The sequence below is a fragment of the Mesorhizobium sp. WSM4828 genome (assembly GCF_055811175.1).
This window is the reverse complement of the sequence record NZ_JBVVQK010000021.1, coordinates 35,879-56,043: the sequence shown is the minus strand read 5'-3', so window position 1 is coordinate 56,043 and position 20,165 is coordinate 35,879. Positions and strand designations below refer to the sequence as shown.

Below are 20,165 nucleotides of genomic sequence, written 5' to 3'. Positions count from 1 at the left end.
GCAGATCCTTGGATATGGAGGAATCACACCGTAGCTTCTATGCGATCACGCACGATATTTCCGGCTGGGTCCTCCGTGTCGGAGAAATCCTCGCGCATCCGCATTTCTGTGTAGAGCCTGTCCGCTTCCGCGAGAGTGGCAACCGCGCCAGCGATCTTGCCGCGCCGCTTCGCGAGCCCGAGAGCTAGCAAGGAGCGGGCAAGCTCTGGCCGCAATTCAACCCGCCTGGCAAGGCTGCAGGCCTGTTCGAGCAAGCTAATGGCCGATCTGGAAGGTTTCAGCTCGGCAAGGCCGCGCAGTACGATGATCTCGCTCCACGGATCGCCGCGTCCCTGTGCAAGCTCGAGCGCATGGCCGAGATTGGCCGCAGCTTCCGGCTCACAGAGGCGCGCGCGCACGCATGCGAGCACGGCGCGCGCGTGACATTCGAACTGGGCAAGATCGAGCCGCTCAGACTCGGTCACCGCCATTTCCAAGGTGGCGCCCGCGTCGTGGTTGCGGCCGAGCAGGAATTCCGCATGCCCGAGCACCGTCAACAGCCACGGCCGCAGTAGAATAGATGCGCTGGTCGCGGCTTCGGAGGACCAAAATTGCAGCGCCTCGACAAGCGTCGGCTCCGGCCCGCGCAGGATGCCCACGACACCGGTGAAATAGGCGGCCGCGCAGCTGTCGATCGGGCGCGCCACTTCGGCAGCGACCTTCTGCAACTCGCCAAGCGAACACTCCGCATCATCGAACCGGCCAAGGCGCGCTTCCGCCTGCGCGCGGTGCCCCAGGTACCAAACCGCACGAGCACCGAGCTGTCCGAAACGCTCAAGACGCCAAGCTTTGGTGAATCTCTCCTCATGCGGAACAAGCCGCTCCAGCACCTGCCGCGCCTCGCTGCGGATCAGAAGCGCCTGTGAAGCGGCCAGATCCGACTCGCTTATGCAGCGCTGCACCCCGTTTGCCGTCGCGCCGCGCTTGAGTGTATCGGCCGGTTCCAGCGCCTCCTCGTAGCGGCCGTGGGAGCTGTTGAGATAGCTCAAATGGAGCAACACGTCGGAGATGAGTTGCGGATCGCCCAGTTCCATGGCCAGTTCGCGCGCTTCCAACAACTGCGGCAGCGCTTTCCGGTAGGCCCCAAGGGCTCCGTAGGCGGGCCGCATCCGCACCCGCAGGTTGATTGCCTGGGCGAGTGTTTTCGGATTTCGGGGCAACGCGGCGACGGCCTTGCGGGCGCTTTCGAGGAACTGGACCGCGGCCGAATAGGCCGAGCGTTCCTCTGCCCGACCCGCCGCTTGCAGCAGATAGTCAGCGGCCGGTTCCCATGCCTCGGCACGAAGCGCGTGTTCGGCCAGTTCCTCGATGTGGTGGTTCAGAGATCCGGCATACAGTCTGTCCATCGCAACCAATGCAGCCCGATGCAGCCTTTTTCGATCCTCCGCCAGCAGGGATTCATAGGTTACCTTCAGGGTCAAGGCGTGCTTGAACGTATATTCCACATGAGGATAGCTCTGGACCTCGAACAGGAATTCCAGACTCTGCAGTTTGGCCAGGCATAGCTCCAGCTCCGTCTCGGGCAGCGGCGATAGTGCCCTCAGCAGCGGATACGGAACATTCTTGCCGATAACCGAAGCGAGTTGGAGTGCCTGCCTTTCCGAGTCGCCCAGCTGCTGAATCCGTGCGGCGATGAGCGATTGAACCGTCGACGGGATGGTGATGGACTCCACCGGCCTCTTGAGCTCGTAGCGGCCGGACTGGCCAGCAAGGGCACCGTCCGCAATCAGTCCGCGCACCATTTCTTCCAGGAAGAGCGGCGTGCCCTCGGCGCGCTCGGCGAGCGATTGCCGAAGTTCCCCTAGGCTGGGATCGGATCCCAGCAGTTCGGTGAGGAACTGCTCCATTTCATCCCGCGCGAACCGCTCCAGCCTTATCTGCTGGAAATAGCCGCGGCGGTTCCATTCGTGCCGGTACTGCGGCCTGTAGGTGGCGAGCAGCATGATACGGTTGGCCCCCATGACCTCGACCAGCCTGTTCATAACGGCCTCGCTCTCGTCATCCATCCAGTGCAGATCCTCGATAAGCACGGCTACGGGCGCGGTTCGGCTCAACGCAACGAGAAAAGCGCTCATCGCCTCGGACACCCGTGAGGTCCGCTCCCGCGCATCGAGATGCCGCCAGGAGGAATCGTTGACCGGCAGGTCCGCGAGGAAGGAAAGCGGTGCCGTATGACGTGGATCCAGATCCAGTTCCGCCTGTTTGAACGCGAACAGGCGCTGGGCTTCCGCCAAGCCGTCTTCGCCGCGGATGCCGCAAGCCGAGAGCAACAGCTTCTTTACAGCGCCGAGAGTAACTGACGAATCAAACTCCAGACCGCCGCATTCAAGCACGGTAAAACCGGCCACCTCGTCGAGGGAGAGAAATTCATGGGCAAGCCTCGACTTACCCATGCCGGGATCGGCGACGATCCCGACGACCTGGCCGTGGCCCTCCCTGACCCTGCGCCACGTTGCAAGAAGGATTTTGAGTTCGAGCTCGCGCGCGACCAGTCCGGTGAGGCCGCGGTTGGCCCTCAGGTGCCAGCGCGACAGAGCGTGATTTTCGCCCAACAGCTCGTAAATGCGTTCGTCGCGGCCAAGGTGCGGATGCTCCGAATGCGCTAAGCGGTGCATCTGCACATAGCCTCCGGCGGCTGCGCGCGCCCGGCCCGTCGCGGCGATCGTCGCACGGTGCAAGGCACGCATCAGCCGGTTGGCCGCACGCGGCGCGGCTCCAGCCAGTTCAACCTTGCTGGCTTCGGTCGTCCATTGCTGCCGTACGATCACCTCGCCGGTGTCTATTCCGGCCCTCAACTGGATCCCGCCCTGGGAAAGCTCCTCCACTGCCAGCTTGGCCGCAAGCGCGGCGCGGCATGCAAGATAAGCGTGATCCTCGGTGGCGCGAGCAAGGCCGAATGCTGCGGTGATTGTCCCGTCAGCAGCCGAGGTGACGACGCCGCCGTGGCTCTCCACGACCTGTATCACCCGATCCTCGACGGGCTGGAATTCGCGGATCGCCTCTTCCGGATCTTCCGCTTCGAGGAGATGCAGGGCACTGACCACTTCCGCAGCGAGTACGGTGATGTACTGCCGAGAGCGGTTGATTCCCAAGGACGCCGGAGGGCCGGCCAATTGCTGCGTCTGTTCAGGGTCGGCAAGGAAACGGCGCGTTTCGTCCGCGAAGATCGCAAATGCCGGTTCATGACCAAGCAGCACATGGTTGACGCTGTCGAGCGCGACGAAACGTGCGCCGGGGATTTTGCCAGCCATCGCCTGGCCATGATCGAACGGAATGACTGCGTCCCCCGTGGCATGCATCACCAGGGTCGGAACGCGGACCCGCGGTAACAGCTCGTCCACGTCGATGACGGCGCCTTCCTCGAAGATGCGATGGGCAATCTCGGGCGAGACAGTATTGCGTTGCAGCTCGTTATACCAATTCCTCTGTTCCGGCGTTGCTTGCGGAATGAAGAGGGAAGTGAACATCTGCCGGAACACCGGGTCGTCTTGGCCCCAGCCTTCCTGTATCAGCGCTCCCATCGCTTCGCGGCGCGCTATTTCGCGCTCATTGCCCCGTTTGCGCCAGCCTTTGGTAAATCCGCCATACAGCACCATCCCGGCCACGCGCTCGGGATGCCGGACGGCATAGGCTATCGAAACGGCGCATCCCTGGGAAATGCCAAGCAGGGAGACGCGGCGCAGACCGGCCGCATCGATGATGCTCTCCAGGTCGGCGACCATGGCTTCGAAGGATAGGTCGGCGGGATACCGGTCCGATAAGCCGTTGCCACGCTGGTCGTAGCGTATCAGCTGGTAGTGCGCGGAGAGGCCCTCGATCCAATGCTTCCACACCGGACTGTCCCATTCGAGCTCGAGATGGGACATCCAGTGCGCGGCCCTTACCAAAGGCGGGCCTTGACCACTCAAGGAATAGGCGAGGCGCGCGCCGTCGGGTGTCGTGCACCGGCGGATCTCCTGCGCGAGGACCCGCTCCGGCGCGGGGCGGAGCTGTATCTCCGCCGCCGGCCAAACCTGTGGGGTGACGGTCTCGCCGGTGGGAGCGGCCTCGGGGTCGGTTGTCGAAGCGCGGCTCTGTACCATGGCGGATTGCCGTGCTGCCTCGCTCAGCCGACGGATGTCGGCTCGAAGAGCCTCGTCTCTGGGCTCCAGCCCGTGCAGGACATGGGCGAACGGAAGCGCCCGCGCCGGCTCATCCGCTAAACGGTCGACGAGTACCCGAAGGATGCGCAGATGCGTCACGTGCAGTTCGTCGGCGGTCGCAATGCGCCAGGCTTCGAATTCCGGACAGCGCGGCAGTGAGACGTCATCCAGGAAACGTCCGCGAAACGCTCCGGCGAGGGCCTCCAGTTTCTCGGGTTCGAGAGCCTCTATGTCGCGAACCCCAAGGCCGCGGAGCGGCGCGATGTCCATTACGATTTCGCTGGTGTTCAGGCGAACTGCGTTGCGGTCGGCTTGCAGGACCTCGCCGTCCCCGAGGTCGACGACCTGTCGGATTTTGGAGAGACTCCAGCGCAGGGCGCCGCGCGGATCGTCCGGTACCTCCCAGAACATTTCGCAAAGGCGCTCGCGCCGCTGGGGGCGCTCTACCAGCGCAAGATAGGCCAGCAGCGCCCGCGTCTTTTTCGAAGGCGGCAAGGAAACGACCTCGCCATGGCGAAGGACCGTCAGATCTCCGAGAACGCGAATTTCGAGCGACACTTTGTTGATCCTAGTGCGCCTGCCAAATTAGCGATGGATTGTATCAAGTCCGTGCCGCTGCCGAAAGCGTTCGTTTCCGGAGCGCGAGATTCCCGCCTGCGCTGATTTGCTCTTCTCTTGGTGGGAAGGCCGACACGGATAAGTACAGGTGAAAGCCGAGCCGGAAGGGATCACGCCCGTTCCGCTCGCTTGACGGTGGCGACGGCACTCTGAAAAGCTCCGGAGGCGAGATCTCACGCTGCCGCGCGCGCCCATCGAGGCAGCAGGCTCTCGGGATTTGCGCATGCGCCGGGCGTGTAGTTTGCGCCGATGAACTCCAGCCGGGCGGCGAGCATGCCTTCCCGCCAGGCGGCAAGCGTATCCATGCAGCCACCGATATGCTCGCCGCCGACAAAGACCTGCGGAATTGTAGGTGAACCGACCCGGGCCCTCAGGGCTTTGCGGATTTCTCCGTCCAGGCCGTTCTTCTGGAATTCAGGAGTATCGATTTCGATGGACCTGTAGGCGATTCCAACACGGTCGAAAAGCTTTCTTACCGTCCAGCAGAATTCGCACCATGTCAGAGCGAACATGACCATCGGACGCTCCGGATCATTGATCGCCTTGTCGACAAGCGCATGCGCTGACTGATCGATTTGGATTTCGTTTACAGGTGCCGATGAAAGGGCGAAGGATGGCGGCCGGTCGAAGCGGTAGCCGGGTGTGGAGCGAGAGATCGCCTCTTCGGCGGGCGACATTTCCTCGCTGATGTGATCGAACAAGATCGTGCTGAGATACCGCTCACCCGTATCAGGCAACATACAGAGCACGTTCCGGTCTGGGCCGACGCGTCGAGCAATTTCCAGTGCCCCGCTCAAGGTTGCTCCGCCGGAGATGCCCGCCAATATTCCTTCTTCCGTCGCAAGCCGGCGCGCGGCTTCCAGAGCACTGGCGCCTGAAACGGGTAAGATCTCGTCCACAAGATCGTCAGCCATCGCGTTGCCGACGATCTGTGGAATGAAATCAGGGCTCCAACCCTGCATCGGGTGTGGCCGGAAGCGAGTATGCGCCCGAGTCGGCAGTCCCTGTTCGTCGAAGGTTTGGGGAATGCCACTCGACAGCAGCGCCGAATTGTCGGGCTCGCAGACTATGATCCGCGTTTCCGCCCGCTCGCGCTTGAGCACTCGCGCCACACCGGCAAGCGTTCCGCCGGTCCCGGTGCCGGTGACCCAGTAGTCGAGTGGACGGTCCTGGAACGCCGCAAGAATTTCGAGCGCTGTCGTGCGGGCATGAATATCGGCGTTGACGGGCGTCTCGAATTGCCGGCAGAGGAACCAGCCGTGCGCTCCGGCCAGTTGGACCGCCTTGGCGAGCATGCCGCTGCCTCGCTCTACCGCAGGGGTCAATACGACCTTGGCACCGAAGAAGCGCATCAGCTTGCGGCGTTCGAGGCTGGCGTTTTCCGGCATGACGATGACGAGAGGGTAGCTTTTCCTCGCGCAAACCATGGCAAGTCCTATCCCCGTGTTGCCGCTTGTCGCCTCGATTACCGTCTGGCCAGGGCGAAGTGCACCGGAACTCTCCGCCTCTTCGATGACCGCGGCGGCGAAACGGTCCTTGACCGAGCCGCCAGGATTGAATGCCTCGAGCTTGGCATAGAGGGAAGCGGAGCCGTTATTGATGCGGGAAAGGCGGACGACCGGCGTGCCGCCGATCGTGTCGAGAATGCTGTCATAGATACTGCTCATCTCAGCTGTCCTTGCTTGGTGACGACGGCACGCCGTCGATTCCTTCGGTCTCTTAAAATGGTAGGGAAGCCGTGGTTTGCTGCGTTCGAACCAACGTGGAATTGAACGGATTTCGACGTTTGAATCAGCGGCTCATCGCCGGGTCGGGAAGGCGGCCGCATGGGACCTGCGCTCTCGCGCCATATGATGCGGCCAATACGCCCAGAACCACGAGATTGGCCGCACCTGCGACAAATGCCGCCAGGAAAGCGGGCCCATAGCTGCCGAAGGTGTCATAGACAAAGCCGCCGAAATAGCCGGCCACGCCCATGCCTACCCAGGCAATCAGCATGACGATGCCGAGTGAATGGCCGAAGCGTTCGGCTGGCGCAAATTGGCGCACGCAAAGGATCAGGCACGTCATGTTTCCGGCAAAGCCGAAGCCAAAAACCGCCGACAGCGCCAGCAGGCTGAGCTGCTGGTCCAGCGCGGGAAAAATCGCGACGCATGCAGTCTGAATAAACGACGCCAGGGCGTAGGCAGAAATGTTACCTGCCCGGTCGGCGAGGAGCCCGAATGCGATCCGCCCGATGGCGCCGAACAGCATGGCGATCAGCAGGCTGAGCGATCCGACATCCGACGATCCGCACACGGCCGTGACGAAGCTCGTGAGATGCATCAGCGGCACGCCCATGCAGGCGCAGCAGAGGAAGGCTGCGGCAGATAGCAGCGTGACCGGGGAAAGATGGCCGCCCTGGAAGCCTGGCTTCGCTGAAAAATGCGCCGGTGCGGCGAGGATCCGATTGACCGGCGGCGCCTGAACCGCCGGCATGAAGATCGCCAGCGCAGCCGTCGTCGCCACAGCCATGATCGCATATGCGAGGCGCCAGCCGACGGTGTCGATCAATGCATTTGCGGCGTAGGGCAGTATACCCTGGCCCAGGGCTCCGCCTGCTGTGACGATCCCTATCGCCAAGCCGCGGCGGCGGTCGAACCAGAGCCCGGTCACAGCAAGTACGGGTGCATAGAGACAGGCAAAGCCTAACCCGCCTAAAGCGAAGTTCGCGGCATAGATCTGCCAGAGCGAAGTGGCGAAGGAAAGCGCGGCGAGCGCGATCACCATGCCAGCCGAGCCGATAAATAGCAGGGTCCTGATATTCAAACGGTCCGCAAGCCGGCCCCAGAACAGCCCGCCCAGGGCCATGCCGACGCTCGACAGTGTGTAGGCAAGGCTTATGTCGGCTCGCGACCAGCCAAACTCAGCCTCAAGCGGCCTGATGAAAACGGATGTGAGCGCCAGGCTGCCAAATCCGAAAGCCATGGCGATCGTGGCGCCGGCCGCAGCCAACAGGCCGCGCAGCCGTATTGCGCTGTCACGAACCTTCCTGCCTGCCGCTGGTGATATTTGATGATTCCACATGTTCCTGCCTCGAAAGACCTCTTCGAAGCGGTCATCGGCCAGCGGTATGGAAGCAGGCGTGTGCGTCAGCGTGGAAAGCTCCAACGCAGGCCGTGGAAACGGCGGTACTAGATGGGGAGCTGCAGCAGCTCGGAAATGACCAGACCGGCTGCTCCTAGGAGGGCGGCCCGGTCACCTGCATCGCCGGCAATGAATTCGATCGCGCCGCCCGGTCGTGACGGAACCATGGCGCGGACATGCTCCGCGATTGCGCCGAGCAGGCAATCGCCGCCGAGCACTACATCGCCATGAATGATGAAAATGTTGGGCGCGACCGTCTGCTGCAGATTGGCAATGCCCACCGCCACATTGCGGGCATAACGGTCGAGCAGCTCAGCCGCCCCTGGCAGCCCCCGTGCCGCCATGTCGACTAGGCGGGCCGAGTCGATCAGGTCGGGTTCGGGCAGAGCCGCGCGGGAGGCCTCGCGCCGGAGCCAGCTCAAGGTGGCGATTGTGTCCCAGCAACCGCGCCTACCACAGCGGCAGGGCTCGCCGTCGAGCTGCACGAAAGTGTGTCCGAGTTCGCCGCCTGCGCCTGCTGTGCCGCGATAGAGATGGCCGTCGAAATAGAGTGCGCCGCCCAACACTTCGCCCGTGTAGACGACCGCGAACTGCCTGACGCCGCGCCCGGCGCCGAACCAGCGGTCACCCACCAGCAAGGCGCGCGGATGGTGGTCGAGCTTGACTGGCAGGCTGAAGCGTCGCCCGAGATCGTCGGCAAGCGGGTAGCGGTCGAGCGCCGGCGCGAGATTGACAGCGACGATCGACCCGCGATCCGTGTCAACCATGCCGCCGACGCCAACACCGATGCCGAGGGGCTTGCGTCGCGCCCTCGAGAGCGTGTCGCCGACGCATTCGGCGATCGCCTCGATGATTGGCTGTACCGGCCCCCTGCCGTCCGGCAGGGCGATCTTGCGTTCCGACTCGATCTTGCCGTCGAGCGTCGCCACGCAGGCGTGCACGGAATCCGGCATAAGCAGCACGCCGCAGATCGGACGGGCATTGGGCGAGAACCATAGCGGCCGGGCCGGCTTGCCGCCGCCTGGACTGGCAGGAATTGGGTCGCTCTCGACCAGTACCTGATCGTCGATCAGCGGCTGCACGATTCCAGAAATAGTGGTGCGGTTGACGCCGGCGATGCGCGCCAATTCGGCGCGACTGGTCGGTCCGAGATCGAACAGGGCTTGCAGCACACGGCCGCGATTGGTCGAGCCGACCATCGAGGAAGACAGCAGCGCCTTGCGCCGGCGCGAAACCCGCTCCGCGCCGGACGCATCGCCGGGCGGCGTGAACAGAGCGCTGCGTCCGCCATTCGGGCGCCCATCGTCGGAATCGTCCATCGTCGGGTTTTTCATAAGGGACATCCTGCCAACTCTTCTAACCTAGGACCTTACCGCTTTCGAGCACTTTGTGCGGGCAAGCAACAAACTATGCATTGCCGGGACAAGATGCGTCGCCAATGTTCAAAGATACGCCATCTATCAGCTCGGCGTCGCCTGACCCGGCCGTTTCCCTATTGGTCGGCGTTTGCCTCTTGAAGAAGCAAAGGCGTTCGCGTTTGCTGCGCCAAAGGTTCCAAGCCTGTTGCTGCTGCATGGTAAGATTTCTGCGATGTCCCCATCGCAACTCTTCTTCGGCTTTGGACGAAGCTCCACCAGAACGGCTTCGTCGGAAACCCTTGCGTTCCAGTCGTAAACTAGTGAAGCAGTGACGCTACCCGCGAGCGTGGTCCCCCAGGTTGGGCGCCATTGTGTTAGCGAAGCCGCGCGCCGATGCAGCATCGATCGTCATGCGGCCGGAAGCATCGAGACCCTGGTCAACCATCCCCGTTTGAGGGATGCTGCAAAACCTGCTCTACCGGCAAAGCGTGAGGCGATAGCTGCATCTCGAGGCAGCAAAAGTGTTACAAAGCACCGGGCTATGCGTGCGACGGACCGGGCGCCGATCCGGTTATCAGCCAATGACACCGAGGGACGGGTCAGCTACGCTGACGCGGCGGCGGACCTGATTCCGCCTGGCCGGCACCTATCCCATGCCCTCCCTCGCTCCCGATGGGTGCCGGCCATCTCTGCACAACGCGAGCGCTTCAGTTCCTCCGGAGCTTAGTGGATCCCACCCTCACCGGCCGGCGCTGTCGCAGCTCGTGCAGACTGCGCTCCCGATCGTGCTGCTGCCGGAGAGTCAGGAACTGGCGCAGACCGGTGCCGCTTGGTCGGCGAGCGGCGTTCATCGGCGATCAAGTAGTCTCGTCACCGCCTCGCGCACAAGCGCGGGGACGCTTTCGGCATCATCCAGATAGGCACTTTCCATCAGGCCGTCCGAAAGCGCGACGAGGAGTGACGCGGTGACGGAAGGAGCTGGATCGCCGTCCTCTGCGAGAAGGTTCTCAAGGCTGTTGTGATACCAAACGCGGCGCGCATTGATCGCCTGCCGCACAGGGCTGGCCGGATCGGGATATTCGGCCGCCGCGTTGAGGAACGGACAACCCCGCCAGCCTCCCGCGGTCACAGCCTCGCTGATACGCGCCATGATAGCCGAGATCATTTTCCGAGGAGATTGCTTCGGAAGCGCCGCCACTGCCGCTCGCCCGAGCCGGTCTAGCTCTTCGAGATAGGCGAGGACGAGGTCATCCTTCGATGGAAAATGATTGTAGAAGGTCGCTTTGGCCACGCCGGCTTCCGCGATGATGCGGTCAATGCCGACGGCATGGATGCCCCCTTCGTAGAAAAGTCGTGTTGCGGTGTCGAGCAAACGATGACGCGCGGAACCTGCTTCAGGGTGGCTTTCGGATTTTTTTTGCTTCATCGCTTGACGTTAACAGACAGGTCTGTATGCTACAAGCAGACAGACAGGTCTATCCAGTGAGGAGTTTGCGACATGGCATCGGTAATCAGGGAAATCATCGTGGAGGCGCCCCCGGAAAACGTGTGGGACGTAGTCGGCGACTTCGCGAACGGGCCGCCGCGCTTTGCGCCCGGCATGCTTGTGGACTGCCGGGTGGACGAGGCCGGCGTCAGGACCATCACCTTCGCCGACGGCACGGCGGCCCGTGAGCGGCTTATCGCTCGCGACGAGCAGGCTCGCCGGATCGTCTGGGGCTGGGTGGCCGACGAAGTGGTTCATGACAACACCTCTATGCAGGTCTTCACGCAGGGTGAAGCCCAAAGCCGGCTCGTCTGGATCCACGACACGCTGCCACATGAACTTGCCGGATGGCTCGCAACCGCGATGGATCGACTGGCGCCGGTCTTTCAGCGGACTTTCAAGAACCGCGATGCCAGGTCCACTGGGAATCGAGCAGCAAGTTAGGAGAGAAAGAAGATGGAACAGCTCGACACAGCCGAAGTTATCCGCCGGTTCAATCAGGCATTCGAGGAACACAACCTGCGATCTTCGAGAACTTGGTCGCACCGGATTGTGTCATGGAGCGCACGCGCTACGAAGGATACGATGTCAACCTGGCGTTCTGCAGGCGGTGGTGGCCGACCGCGTTGACCGGTTCGAGGTCGAAGACACTTTTGTAATGGACGACCGCGCCAACATCCGCTGCTCTGGTCTTTCCCGCTCGCGATAGGTAAGCAACTGAAATCCCTAGCGCCGTATTTGCGACTGGCGGCCGCTAGGTCCGCCAACCAGTTGTAGGCCTGTTCTATCGGTCAAAACCACTGACGCTGAAGCCTCCCATCACCTTGAGGGCAACAACGCCAATGTTCGCCAGCCTGCCACCATTCTCGACCAAGAACTATCAACCGTTGGCTTCCCTTGGGGAGGGATCGGGCGAGAATGCTGGATCGACGCTGCGTAGCTCCTTGCGATGGCGGATCTAAGGTGGTCGCCACAAGCCGTTCATGCCCGGGCTTATGGCGCCATGTCGCAATTGGGCCGAAATCTGCGGTTCGTCTTCGAAACACATCTGCCTGAAGGGGACATTTCCGCAAAAGAGCCATATCTGTCGCGACTGACTCATTGCCGGTGATATGAATACGGCCGGTGGTGAGACTCTATTCAATAAAGTAAGCTTGGCCAATGAATGAACGCATCCAGGAAAGGTGGCCGGATATACCGTACGGTCCTTGGCGCAGCACGTGTTCCGCGCTGCATCTTTATATTCAGATCATAGGGAAATATCGGCTCGCCCGCTCACCGTGGGTGAACCATTCCTGGCATGCGACCCTTTACACTGACGCTCGCGGTTTCACCACCGGGCTAGTGCCAGATGGACCAGGCGGCATCGAGTTGAGCCTCGATCTGATCAACCATGAAGTGGTCGGACGAGCAACCGATGGGCGCATTGCCCGGTTCCCGCTTGAGCCGATGTCGGTCGCCTTCTTTCGCGGGCGCGCGTTGGATCTCATTCGCACTCTCGGTGGGACACCGGAGTTCCATGGCAGGCCGAATGAAATTCCGCAGGCTATTCCGTTCGCCGAAGACAGGATGGAACGCCCCTACGACGCCGATGCTGTGACACGGTTCTTCAGGGCATGTGTGGCAGTGACGAACGTGCTCCAGATTTTCCGTACGGCGTATCTCGGCAAGGTCAGCCCGGTGCATCTCTTCTGGGGAAGTTTTGACATTGCCGTGACACGTTTCTCCGGTCGACAGGCGCCCTCACATCCAGGCGGTATTCCGGCGCTGCCTGACCAAATCACCCGCGAGGCCTACAGCCACGAAGTCTCCTCAGCTGGCTTCTGGCCAGGTGGGGGTGCAATCGACTTTCCCGCATTCTATTCCTATGCATACCCGATGCCGACCGGTTTTGCGGCTGCAAGAATTTCCCCTGAAGCCGCATATTACCATGAAACTCTTGGAGAATTTCTGCTGCCCTATGATGCGGTCCGGCTGGCCAACAATCCAGAAGACATGCTCATGACCTTTTTGGAAGGCACGTATCGCGCCGCTGCTGAACTCGGTGATTGGGACAGGACTGCGCTCGAGTGCAAGGTTGGGAAACCTCGACAACCTCGGCCCATGTGAGGCACAGAGGTTCGACTTAACTGATGACTTTTCCCGACTACTATTCTTCGTCGTTCCGGGCGAACTGGGGCCGACAGCGGTCGGTTCGCTTAGGACATCGCAAAAGCAGAAGCTGCCTTTCGTGCAGCGAACCACCGAGTGTGCGACCTTGAACGAGGATCGACCCGACTATCCGCTATTCAGCGATCAACCTGCAAACAGCCGGAGCGGCAACCATCATCGGCTCCTTTCCGCAGTCTCTCGGTCAAGGAAAAGCCGACCAAGGCCGGACCGACTAGTACAGGGAATTCCCGTTCTTGGGCCGCTGAGCCCCAAGGCCCTGCGCAACTAACCCAACAGGATGTGTCGCAATGAGCGACGAACAGATCATCCGCCTTCCCGGCGCCCTAGAGCACGTGGCGCTCCCATGAAGAACCTGGCCCGTAGCGCATCCCTTGATTCGGAGGACAAGGATGCTCATCAGAATCTGGGATCAAACACTAGGCAACTATCTGATTGGTTCTGTTTCGACCACCGTTCCGATGGCGGGGATCTCTGAAAAGAGAGAATGATTTCGGCCTAGCCTCCGCCTAATTGTCCGGAATCAGACAGAGCCTTGAAGGCCGCCGCACCTTGCCAGTAAATCGTATTGGTCAGGGTTTCAGGGAGGAATTCTCGATGCCTCACTCGTTTCACACAGTCACGATTGAAACAGTAGCCGAAGTCTACGTTCTCTCCAGAAGCAAAGGCCGCTTCCTGTCCATCGGACAGGCAATTTGTGCCCTTCGGAAACTCATGCCGGCTTGCAAGGCGACCGACCACGAGTTGGAGGAGATATTGGCGGCAGCGTGCGTGATTCACAGCGTGCCCGTCGCTTTCGACGCCAAAACAGCCGATGGCGCATGGCTCCATTCGTAGAGGCGGAAATGCCCGCGCTATGATGCGCGCAGGAAAGGCGTTCTAATGACCATGATCCGGTCCGCAAAAAGGTGCACGATCGGCAAGTCATGTGTGATGAAAATATAGGAGAGACCGAGCCTGGTCCTGATGTCGGCCAGCAGATCGATCATCTGCGCCTGGATCGAGACGTCGAGCGCGGAAACCGCCTCGTCGCAGATGATCAGTTCCGGTTCGCTCGCGAGCGCACGCGCAATGGCGATGCGCTGTCGCTGCCCGCCGGAGAACTGGTGCGGGTAGCGGTCAGCGTGCTCCGGCAACAGCCCCAAGTCCGGTCGATGATCACTTCTGAGCCGACATTCGACGCGAGAAGGATCAGCGTGTTCTTGGAATCGATGCGTCTGCCTTCACTGTCGTCCATCATCCCTTACCTATGCTGCCCTGATAGACCAGGACATGGTCGATCTGCCGATCTCGGTGTTTGCCTCTATCAAGCTTGAGCGCCAGCGCGAGAGCGAGCTGAAGCGGTTCAACGCGGCGATCGCACGCTGGCCGGAGGTGGTCGATTGCTATCTGATGACTGGCCAGCGTGATTATCTGCTGCGTGTGGTGGTGCGCGACCTGCACGCCTATGAGCGCTTCCTGAAGGAAAAGCTGACGCGGCTCGATGGCGTCTCCTCGATCGAGTCCAGCTTCGCGCTTGCGCAGATCAAGCGGTCGAACCGGTTGCCGGTCGAGACATAATTTTTAACAAACATTGGCAAGTCAATCACTTAGGTTCCCTCGGTTTTCGAACGGCACGATTCGCCCGGTAACTGGAGCGGCCGTTTTGTCTGCCAGGCAGCATGTTCGTTCGAGGCGTGAGGCCCAAAAGTGGACGGCCCCCGGTCAGGCCAGCCGCTTGAATGGCGTTTCGACCCAAAGCACTGGGTCGGTTATGCGATAGAATTGTCGCGTCGCGGCCAAGGCGGACGGGCCGACATCGACCATGAGGCCGATAATGGTCATGTCATCGCATTTGAATGAAGATCCAAGCTGCCTTGGGCACCAGCCGATCGATGCCAAGCGGTCGAACCAGTAGTCCTCGCAGACAATCGTCAGATTGCTTATGCCTCTTTGAATGCAGAATTCAAGAATTCCGCAGTAGATCACGCCGGCGGCCTGGCAGGGTCGGCCGGGCTGGCGAAAATCCCTGGCCACGAAAAACCTGGTCCACTCATAGATATGGGGTCGGCGCGGAACGCCACCTTCGGCAAGTTGCGGAAAGATTTCGCTCATCAGATGCGGTCTGAGGCTCGGCACCAGGCGTGATCCGGCAACGACACCCCTTCCCGGCTGGATGCCGAGCAGATGAATGGCTTCTGGTGTATCAAACGGGTCGATCTCGCGACTGTCGGGGCGCCTCAGCTCATGCCAGCCACGTTCATCGACATAGATCTCATGTCGCAGGCGGAAGTAACTGTCGAGATCTCCTCGATAGGCAAGGCTGTTTGACGCGTCGACGACGTGGACCTGAATCATTGCTGTTCCTCAAGATGGAACCCCATCCGATCACGCGACGAATGCCCATGAAATACCCAGATCTGGGGATGGATCAAAGTTCGATTTCGCGCCTGCGATAAGCCTCGACGATGGCGTGCACGACATTGGCGGTGCTGAGCTTCTGCTTGATGTTGCGCAGATGGGTCGTCACGGTGTTTTCCGAAATACCAAGTATTCGGGAAACCTCCCATGCGGTCTTCCCGCCAGCGACCCACTGCAGGATTTCACGCTCCCGTTGGGAAAGCTTATGTCTCGGCCGCCTGAGCGAGCTGCCAACGAGTCGTTCAGCAGCCGAGTAAGCATGGCGCGCAAGTGCATGAACGGTGCAGCGCACCGTCGGCGCCAAATCAATTTCGCGTCCGGCAACCGTTACACAGGCCGGATCGCCAAATGAGGCCTGGATTGGAATGCAGATCCCGTCCCAAAGCCCAAACTCTTTTGCCTCCTCCATCACCTTCCTGGCGTTGCCGTTCGTCAGGCCGTGATGGACGTCGCTCCAAAGGAACGGCCCGATCGCACCACGGCACAAAGCAACACAAGGGTCATGGCGATAGTGTCCGGCAGCCATGTAGTGGTCGTACCATTCGCCCGGCCAACCGTTGACAAGGATGTGTCCATCCAACGATCCGGTGTCCTGGCGTGGCAATTCGGTGACGAGACAGGCTGCATAGCCGTGACGTTCGATGCTCTTGCGCAGTTGTCGAACGATTTCGGCGACGCTGCTTGCACGATCAATCAGCGCGGTTGCTTCAAAGATTTGCGTTAGCTGCTGCTGTAAGACGCTCCCATGAACCGCCGACATTTCACGCCCCTTAAATGTACTGAGACAAAGAAAGAATAAATAAGTTGGGCCCGACTGCAAGCTGCGGCATGACGTTTGACTACTATAGTAGGTGGCACTAAAGGGCGCGTTCTGACTGCCTCGCCGTATGAGGCTCAGGTCGGTTTTTGCTCGCAATCTGAGGTTGCTTCGCCAAGGCACCGGCCTGTCGCAGGAACAGCTCGCGGACCTTGCCGGCCTTGATCGCAACTATGTCGGCAAGCTGGAGCGGGAGGAGAACTCACCGACCGTCGATACCTTGGAAGTACTGGCGTTGGCATTGCAGGTTGACGAGGAGCAGCTCATCCGTCGCAACCCTTGATCCACCGGGCCAGGAGGCGCCGGGAGGATCACGATTTTCTGCTACGTCGCCCACGCGGCGTCACTGCTGGGGCATCTTTGCCTGGCCGTTTGATCAATTCCTCGATGTCGACGCTTAGTGCAGTGGCAAGCTTTGCAAGCGATAGAATTGTGGGATTGCGCCGGCCGGCCTCGAGACCACTCAGATAGGCGCGCGTGAACCCTGAACGGAACGACAGTTCCTCTTGAGAGAGGGCTTGTGCGCGCCGGATCCTTTGTACGTTCAAGCCGACAACCACCCGTAGGTCCATGAGGGCATGGTCGTCGTTGCGTACACTTTAGGACGACACACTATAGTGAACATTCGTCATTGACAGGCGCCGACATTGCTGCTTTTCTCATCATATTGCGGAACGCCATTCCGAAATAAGGAACGCCAGTGACAGGAAATCTTTCGTTGGAACGTGGGCTTGCGGTTCTCAATGTCCTCAAGGACGCGGACGAAGCTGTCGGGGTGCGCGAGCTCGCCCGCCGGCTTGAGCAGAGTGCTCCCGCCGTGCAGCGAATTCTCAACACCCTGGCAGAACAGGGCTATGTCGAGCAGTCGCCAGACTCGCGGCGCTACCGGCTCGGTCACTCCGTCCTGGCGCTGGCGCGGAAGATCCTGGGCAGAGATCGCCTGGTCGGCTTGGCTGAAATCGAACTGCAGGCGCTCGCCGCCGAAGGTTGCTTCAACGCATTCCTGGGCATCAGGCGGGGCAATCGCGGTATTTATCTCCTGACCGTGCAAAGCAAGAGTCCGGTCGTCATTCGCTCGTCACCCGGCGAAACGTTCCCATTGCACTCCACCGCACTCGGCAAGGCACTCCTGATGGAGCTGAGCGGCGAAGCAGTCGTTGGAATTCTCGGACGGGGTCCGCTGGAGCAGGTTGCCGTACGCACCGTCACGGACCCGCACAAGCTCGTGGTCCAAATCAGAGCCTCCGAGTCTATCGGCTACACAACCTCCCTGGACGAGAACTTTACCGGGTTGATCGCGGTCGGCGCACCGCTTCGCGATGCATCAGGAATGATCATCGCGGCGATAAGTGTGGCCTACCCCCGGTCTGTAGGGCCGCATGTGGAGATCGCCGAGATTGGTGAGGCAGTAATGGCGGCTGCGGCGCGCATCTCTGCCGGCCTCGGCTTTCCGGAAGCAAAACAGGCTCGGGAATCCCACCATGTTGCTTAACGAAGCCCGCCTGAAACAACGCATGTCGGCAGCCGAGCTTGATGCCGTTATAGCCACGACGCCGGAAAACGTGACCTATATGAGCGGCTTCTGGGCTCTGCCGCAATGGATCCGTCGTGGCCCGCAGGCCTATGTGGTTTGGCCGGCGCCTGACAAGGGCGCGCCTGAAATCATCGCCAGCACCAGCACTCTCGACCTCGTTGCCGATCAGGACGTCTGGGTAAGCAAGGTGCGGCGCTATGGCGACTTTTACGCCGATGTGGGTTCCTCGACCGCCATGGACCGCGCCAGTGAACGACACCTCCAGCTTCGCGAACTGCCGAGGCATCGCGATGCCATTACGGCTCTGATCGCCGCACTGGAAGAAGCCCAGCTCGGCCGCGGGCGGATCGGCGTAGACGAGGCGGGGCTCGCGCCAGGATACCTGGAAATCCTCAGAGCCCATTTTCTCAATGCGTCGTTCCTACCAGCCACCGCGTTGCTTCGCGAGGTTCGTGCTATAAAGACGGCAGATGAGATCGAACGGCTCGGCCAAGTTGCCCAGATTGCCGAACGCTCCATTCAAGCAGCACTCGCCGTTGCTCAGGAAGGCGCCACCGAAGCAGATCTGGCGCGCGCTTTTCACGTCAGGACGGTCGAGGAAGGCGCCCTGCCCGTACTGGGATGCATCGGCTTTGGCGAACGCAGCGCACTCATGAACGTCCAGCCGTCCGACCGCAAGTTGCGGGCTGGAGAAATCATCCGCTTCGACGTCGGTGGCCGGTTTCGGCACTACCGGGCCGACATTGCCCGCATCGCCACGCTGGGCGAGCCGCCGCCGCAGGCGCATCGGCTTCAGCAGGCCCTCCTGCACGGCGTTCAGCATGCCTGCGACATTATCCGGCCCGGCATGGCAGCAGCACGGCTCTTCGAGGCGGTGGTGCGTGTGGTCCAGCGCGAAGGAATTGCCCACTACGAGCGCGATCACGTCGGCCACGGCATCGGCCTTGATGGTTACGATGCGCCGACGCTCTCGGCGGGGAGTACCGACGTCCTTGAAGAAGGAATGGTGCTGTGCGTGGAGACCCCCTACTACGAAATCGGCCGCTGGGGGCTCCAGGTAGAGGACATGGTGGTTGTTCGCCAGGGCGGAGTGGAGCGGCTGACAGAGACGCACGATGCAATCACCCGGGTGCCGTCATGAGCCGCGCGGCAGGTTTTTCCTGTATTCGATGCGGCGCCTTGTTCCCCAGCGATACCAAAATTGATTCACGCGGCTGCCCGATATGCTGCGCCGAAGCGCCAGCCAATCTTAAGGTAATCTACGATCCATCCAGCGCAACATCGGCCGGTTCCGCAGCGGGCGCCGCGCTGCCCTCGCTGTGGCGCTATGCCGACATGCTTCCTTGTGGGCTCAGCGATGCAATCTCGCTGGGCGAGGGCCTGACGCCGCTGCTGAGCGCCGAGAGGCTGGGAAAGCAGCTCGGAGTCCCCAAGCTTCTTATCAAGGACGAGGGCGCAAACCCCACGTGGTCCCACAAGGACCGCTTCTCGACCGTGGCGGTGTCCATGGCACGTTTGAGTGGTGCACGCGTCGTGGCGACTGCTTCGTCGGGCAACGCCGGGGCCTCACTTGCCGCCTATGCTGCACGGGCGGGCCTGAAATGCGTCGTTGTCACATTCTCAGGCACCGCCGGCGCAATGTTGGCGCAGATCCGCAAATACGGTGCAAGCGTCATATCCCTGGCCGACAAATCCCATCGCTGGCCCTTGCTTGCCGCTGGTACTGAGCGCCTCGGATGGTTTGCGACGTCGCCGTTTCACAGCCCCGTGGTGGGCAGTCATCCGGTCGGGATCGAAGGCTACAAAACCCTCGCCTACGAGATCGTCGAACAGATGCATGGAGCCGTGCCGGACTGGTGCGCCTTGCCTGTTTGCTATGGCGACGCGCTTGCCGGGCTCTGGGCGGGATTCAAGGATCTTCTCAGCCAAGGCAGGGTCGATCGGTTGCCGAGACTCGTGGCGGCGGAAGTGCACGGGTCTTTGGCCAAAGCGCTTGCCGGCAATGCCGATCTGGTTGCCGAGGTTCCCGCTGGCTTCGACACGCTGGCCATCTCGATCGGCACCACACGAAGCACGTTTCAGGCGCTCAACGCGCTGCGCGAATCTGGTGGCATGGCGATGCCGGTCGGCAATTTCGGCCTGATAGCCATGCAGCGGCAGCTTGCGGGCACCGAGGGGGTTTTTGCCGAGCTCGCCTCGGTGACGCCATTTGCGGCTATTGAATCCCTGAGACGCGAGGGCACGATCGCGCGGTCGGACAGCGTCGTTGCCATCGTAACCGCGAGCGGACTCAAGGATTTGGATCGTTCGAGCGGCCCTGACCAAGCACAACAATCGTTTCGGTCAGTTGCAGAAGCCTGGGAACACCTTGCCGGGGACCGTGACTATTTCACGTCCTCTCATGAACAACGCGCGACCAGGATATCCTGAAGAGAAGATAGAGGCGATCATGAACAGATGCGACTTCTGATCGACT

14 protein-coding genes and 2 pseudogenes are annotated in these 20,165 nt (G+C 61.3%); 7 read left to right on the top strand and 9 right to left on the bottom strand.

The genetic code is table 11. The annotated features are described in order from the left end of the window. Positions 1-23 precede the first annotated feature (23 nt). From AC0L2X_RS22260 to AC0L2X_RS22240, 5 genes are all read right to left on the bottom strand, one after another. Positions 24-4,739, bottom strand: coding sequence for an alpha/beta fold hydrolase (locus AC0L2X_RS22260; RefSeq protein WP_473560027.1), 4,716 nt, complete (start codon positions 4,737-4,739; stop codon positions 24-26). A gap of 233 nt (positions 4,740-4,972) precedes the next feature. Beyond that, on the bottom strand, positions 4,973-6,466 hold the full coding sequence (locus AC0L2X_RS22255; RefSeq protein WP_473560028.1) for a pyridoxal-phosphate dependent enzyme: 1,494 nt from the start codon (positions 6,464-6,466) through the stop codon (positions 4,973-4,975). Between the two features lie 124 nt (positions 6,467-6,590). Next, positions 6,591-7,766, bottom strand: coding sequence for an MFS transporter (locus AC0L2X_RS22250; protein WP_473600389.1), 1,176 nt, complete (start codon positions 7,764-7,766; stop codon positions 6,591-6,593). A 206-nt stretch (positions 7,767-7,972) separates the two neighbouring features. Then, entirely contained in the window at positions 7,973-9,259 is a 1,287-nt protein-coding gene (locus AC0L2X_RS22245) for an ROK family protein (RefSeq protein ID WP_473560033.1), read from the bottom strand. A gap of 871 nt (positions 9,260-10,130) precedes the next feature. Further along, positions 10,131-10,709: a TetR/AcrR family transcriptional regulator gene (locus tag AC0L2X_RS22240; RefSeq protein ID WP_473600348.1), complete on the bottom strand. Its 579-nt coding sequence runs from the start codon at positions 10,707-10,709 to the stop codon at positions 10,131-10,133. Positions 10,710-10,781: 72 nt separating this feature from the next. Here AC0L2X_RS22240 and AC0L2X_RS22235 point away from each other — a divergent pair, with 72 nt between their 5' ends. Then, complete coding sequence (locus AC0L2X_RS22235; protein WP_473560037.1) at positions 10,782-11,213, top strand: SRPBCC family protein; 432 nt, start codon at positions 10,782-10,784, stop codon at positions 11,211-11,213. A gap of 717 nt (positions 11,214-11,930) precedes the next feature. Continuing rightward, positions 11,931-12,878, top strand: a complete 948-nt coding sequence (locus AC0L2X_RS22230) for a DUF5996 family protein (protein WP_473560038.1) — start codon at positions 11,931-11,933, stop codon at positions 12,876-12,878. A gap of 935 nt (positions 12,879-13,813) precedes the next feature. Here AC0L2X_RS22230 and AC0L2X_RS22225 read toward each other — a convergent pair. Continuing rightward, a pseudogene (locus tag AC0L2X_RS22225) lies at positions 13,814-14,083 on the bottom strand (ATP-binding cassette domain-containing protein); the annotation flags it as partial. Between the two features lie 103 nt (positions 14,084-14,186). Between AC0L2X_RS22225 and AC0L2X_RS22220 the strand changes: the two are divergent. Continuing rightward, a pseudogene (locus AC0L2X_RS22220) lies at positions 14,187-14,498 on the top strand (Lrp/AsnC family transcriptional regulator); the annotation flags it as partial. A gap of 144 nt (positions 14,499-14,642) precedes the next feature. Here AC0L2X_RS22220 and AC0L2X_RS22215 read toward each other — a convergent pair. Beyond that, the gene (locus tag AC0L2X_RS22215; RefSeq protein ID WP_473560040.1) at positions 14,643-15,275 is read right to left on the bottom strand and encodes an acyl-homoserine-lactone synthase; all 633 of its coding nucleotides are present in this window, start codon (positions 15,273-15,275) and stop codon (positions 14,643-14,645) included. A 73-nt stretch (positions 15,276-15,348) separates the two neighbouring features. Beyond that, positions 15,349-16,098 (bottom strand): autoinducer binding domain-containing protein, encoded by a 750-nt coding sequence (locus tag AC0L2X_RS22210; RefSeq protein WP_473560042.1) that lies wholly within the window; start codon positions 16,096-16,098, stop codon positions 15,349-15,351. A gap of 127 nt (positions 16,099-16,225) precedes the next feature. Here AC0L2X_RS22210 and AC0L2X_RS22205 point away from each other — a divergent pair, with 127 nt between their 5' ends. Continuing rightward, positions 16,226-16,438 carry a helix-turn-helix domain-containing protein gene (locus AC0L2X_RS22205; RefSeq protein ID WP_473560044.1) on the top strand — a complete coding sequence of 71 codons (213 nt, stop codon included), beginning with the start codon at positions 16,226-16,228 and terminating at the stop codon, positions 16,436-16,438. A 28-nt stretch (positions 16,439-16,466) separates the two neighbouring features. Here AC0L2X_RS22205 and AC0L2X_RS22200 read toward each other — a convergent pair whose 3' ends face one another. Further along, positions 16,467-16,727, bottom strand: coding sequence for a helix-turn-helix domain-containing protein (locus tag AC0L2X_RS22200; RefSeq protein ID WP_473560046.1), 261 nt, complete (start codon positions 16,725-16,727; stop codon positions 16,467-16,469). Between the two features lie 128 nt (positions 16,728-16,855). On the opposite strand from AC0L2X_RS22200, the gene AC0L2X_RS22195 reads away from it, so the two are divergent. The 3 genes from AC0L2X_RS22195 to AC0L2X_RS22185 are packed head-to-tail and all read left to right on the top strand — an operon-like array spanning position 16,856 to position 20,119. Next, positions 16,856-17,647 (top strand): IclR family transcriptional regulator, encoded by a 792-nt coding sequence (locus AC0L2X_RS22195; RefSeq protein ID WP_473600347.1) that lies wholly within the window; start codon positions 16,856-16,858, stop codon positions 17,645-17,647. Further along, a complete protein-coding gene (locus tag AC0L2X_RS22190; protein ID WP_473560050.1) occupies positions 17,637-18,830 on the top strand; it encodes a M24 family metallopeptidase in 1,194 nt (397 codons plus the stop codon). Before AC0L2X_RS22195 ends, AC0L2X_RS22190 begins: the two co-directional genes overlap by 11 nt. Further along, positions 18,827-20,119, top strand: coding sequence for a threonine synthase (locus AC0L2X_RS22185; RefSeq protein WP_473600346.1), 1,293 nt, complete (start codon positions 18,827-18,829; stop codon positions 20,117-20,119). The genes AC0L2X_RS22190 and AC0L2X_RS22185 overlap by 4 nt, the downstream gene beginning before the upstream one ends. The last annotated feature ends 46 nt before the right edge of the window (positions 20,120-20,165 follow it).

Coding starts and splice junctions, on each gene's coding strand:
- AC0L2X_RS22200 (WP_473560046.1), bottom strand. CDS start 16,727: ATGGACCTACGGGTGGTTGTCGGCTTGAACGTACAAAGGATCCGGCGC.
- AC0L2X_RS22215 (WP_473560040.1), bottom strand. CDS start 15,275: ATGATTCAGGTCCACGTCGTCGACGCGTCAAACAGCCTTGCCTATCGA.
- AC0L2X_RS22245 (WP_473560033.1), bottom strand. CDS start 9,259: ATGAAAAACCCGACGATGGACGATTCCGACGATGGGCGCCCGAATGGC.
- AC0L2X_RS22240 (WP_473600348.1), bottom strand. CDS start 10,709: ATGAAGCAAAAAAAATCCGAAAGCCACCCTGAAGCAGGTTCCGCGCGT.
- AC0L2X_RS22255 (WP_473560028.1), bottom strand. CDS start 6,466: ATGAGCAGTATCTATGACAGCATTCTCGACACGATCGGCGGCACGCCG.
- AC0L2X_RS22250 (WP_473600389.1), bottom strand. CDS start 7,766: ATGGCTTTCGGATTTGGCAGCCTGGCGCTCACATCCGTTTTCATCAGG.
- AC0L2X_RS22230 (WP_473560038.1), top strand. CDS start 11,931: ATGAATGAACGCATCCAGGAAAGGTGGCCGGATATACCGTACGGTCCT.
- AC0L2X_RS22185 (WP_473600346.1), top strand. CDS start 18,827: ATGAGCCGCGCGGCAGGTTTTTCCTGTATTCGATGCGGCGCCTTGTTC.
- AC0L2X_RS22205 (WP_473560044.1), top strand. CDS start 16,226: ATGAGGCTCAGGTCGGTTTTTGCTCGCAATCTGAGGTTGCTTCGCCAA.
- AC0L2X_RS22210 (WP_473560042.1), bottom strand. CDS start 16,098: ATGTCGGCGGTTCATGGGAGCGTCTTACAGCAGCAGCTAACGCAAATC.
- AC0L2X_RS22235 (WP_473560037.1), top strand. CDS start 10,782: ATGGCATCGGTAATCAGGGAAATCATCGTGGAGGCGCCCCCGGAAAAC.
- AC0L2X_RS22190 (WP_473560050.1), top strand. CDS start 17,637: ATGTTGCTTAACGAAGCCCGCCTGAAACAACGCATGTCGGCAGCCGAG.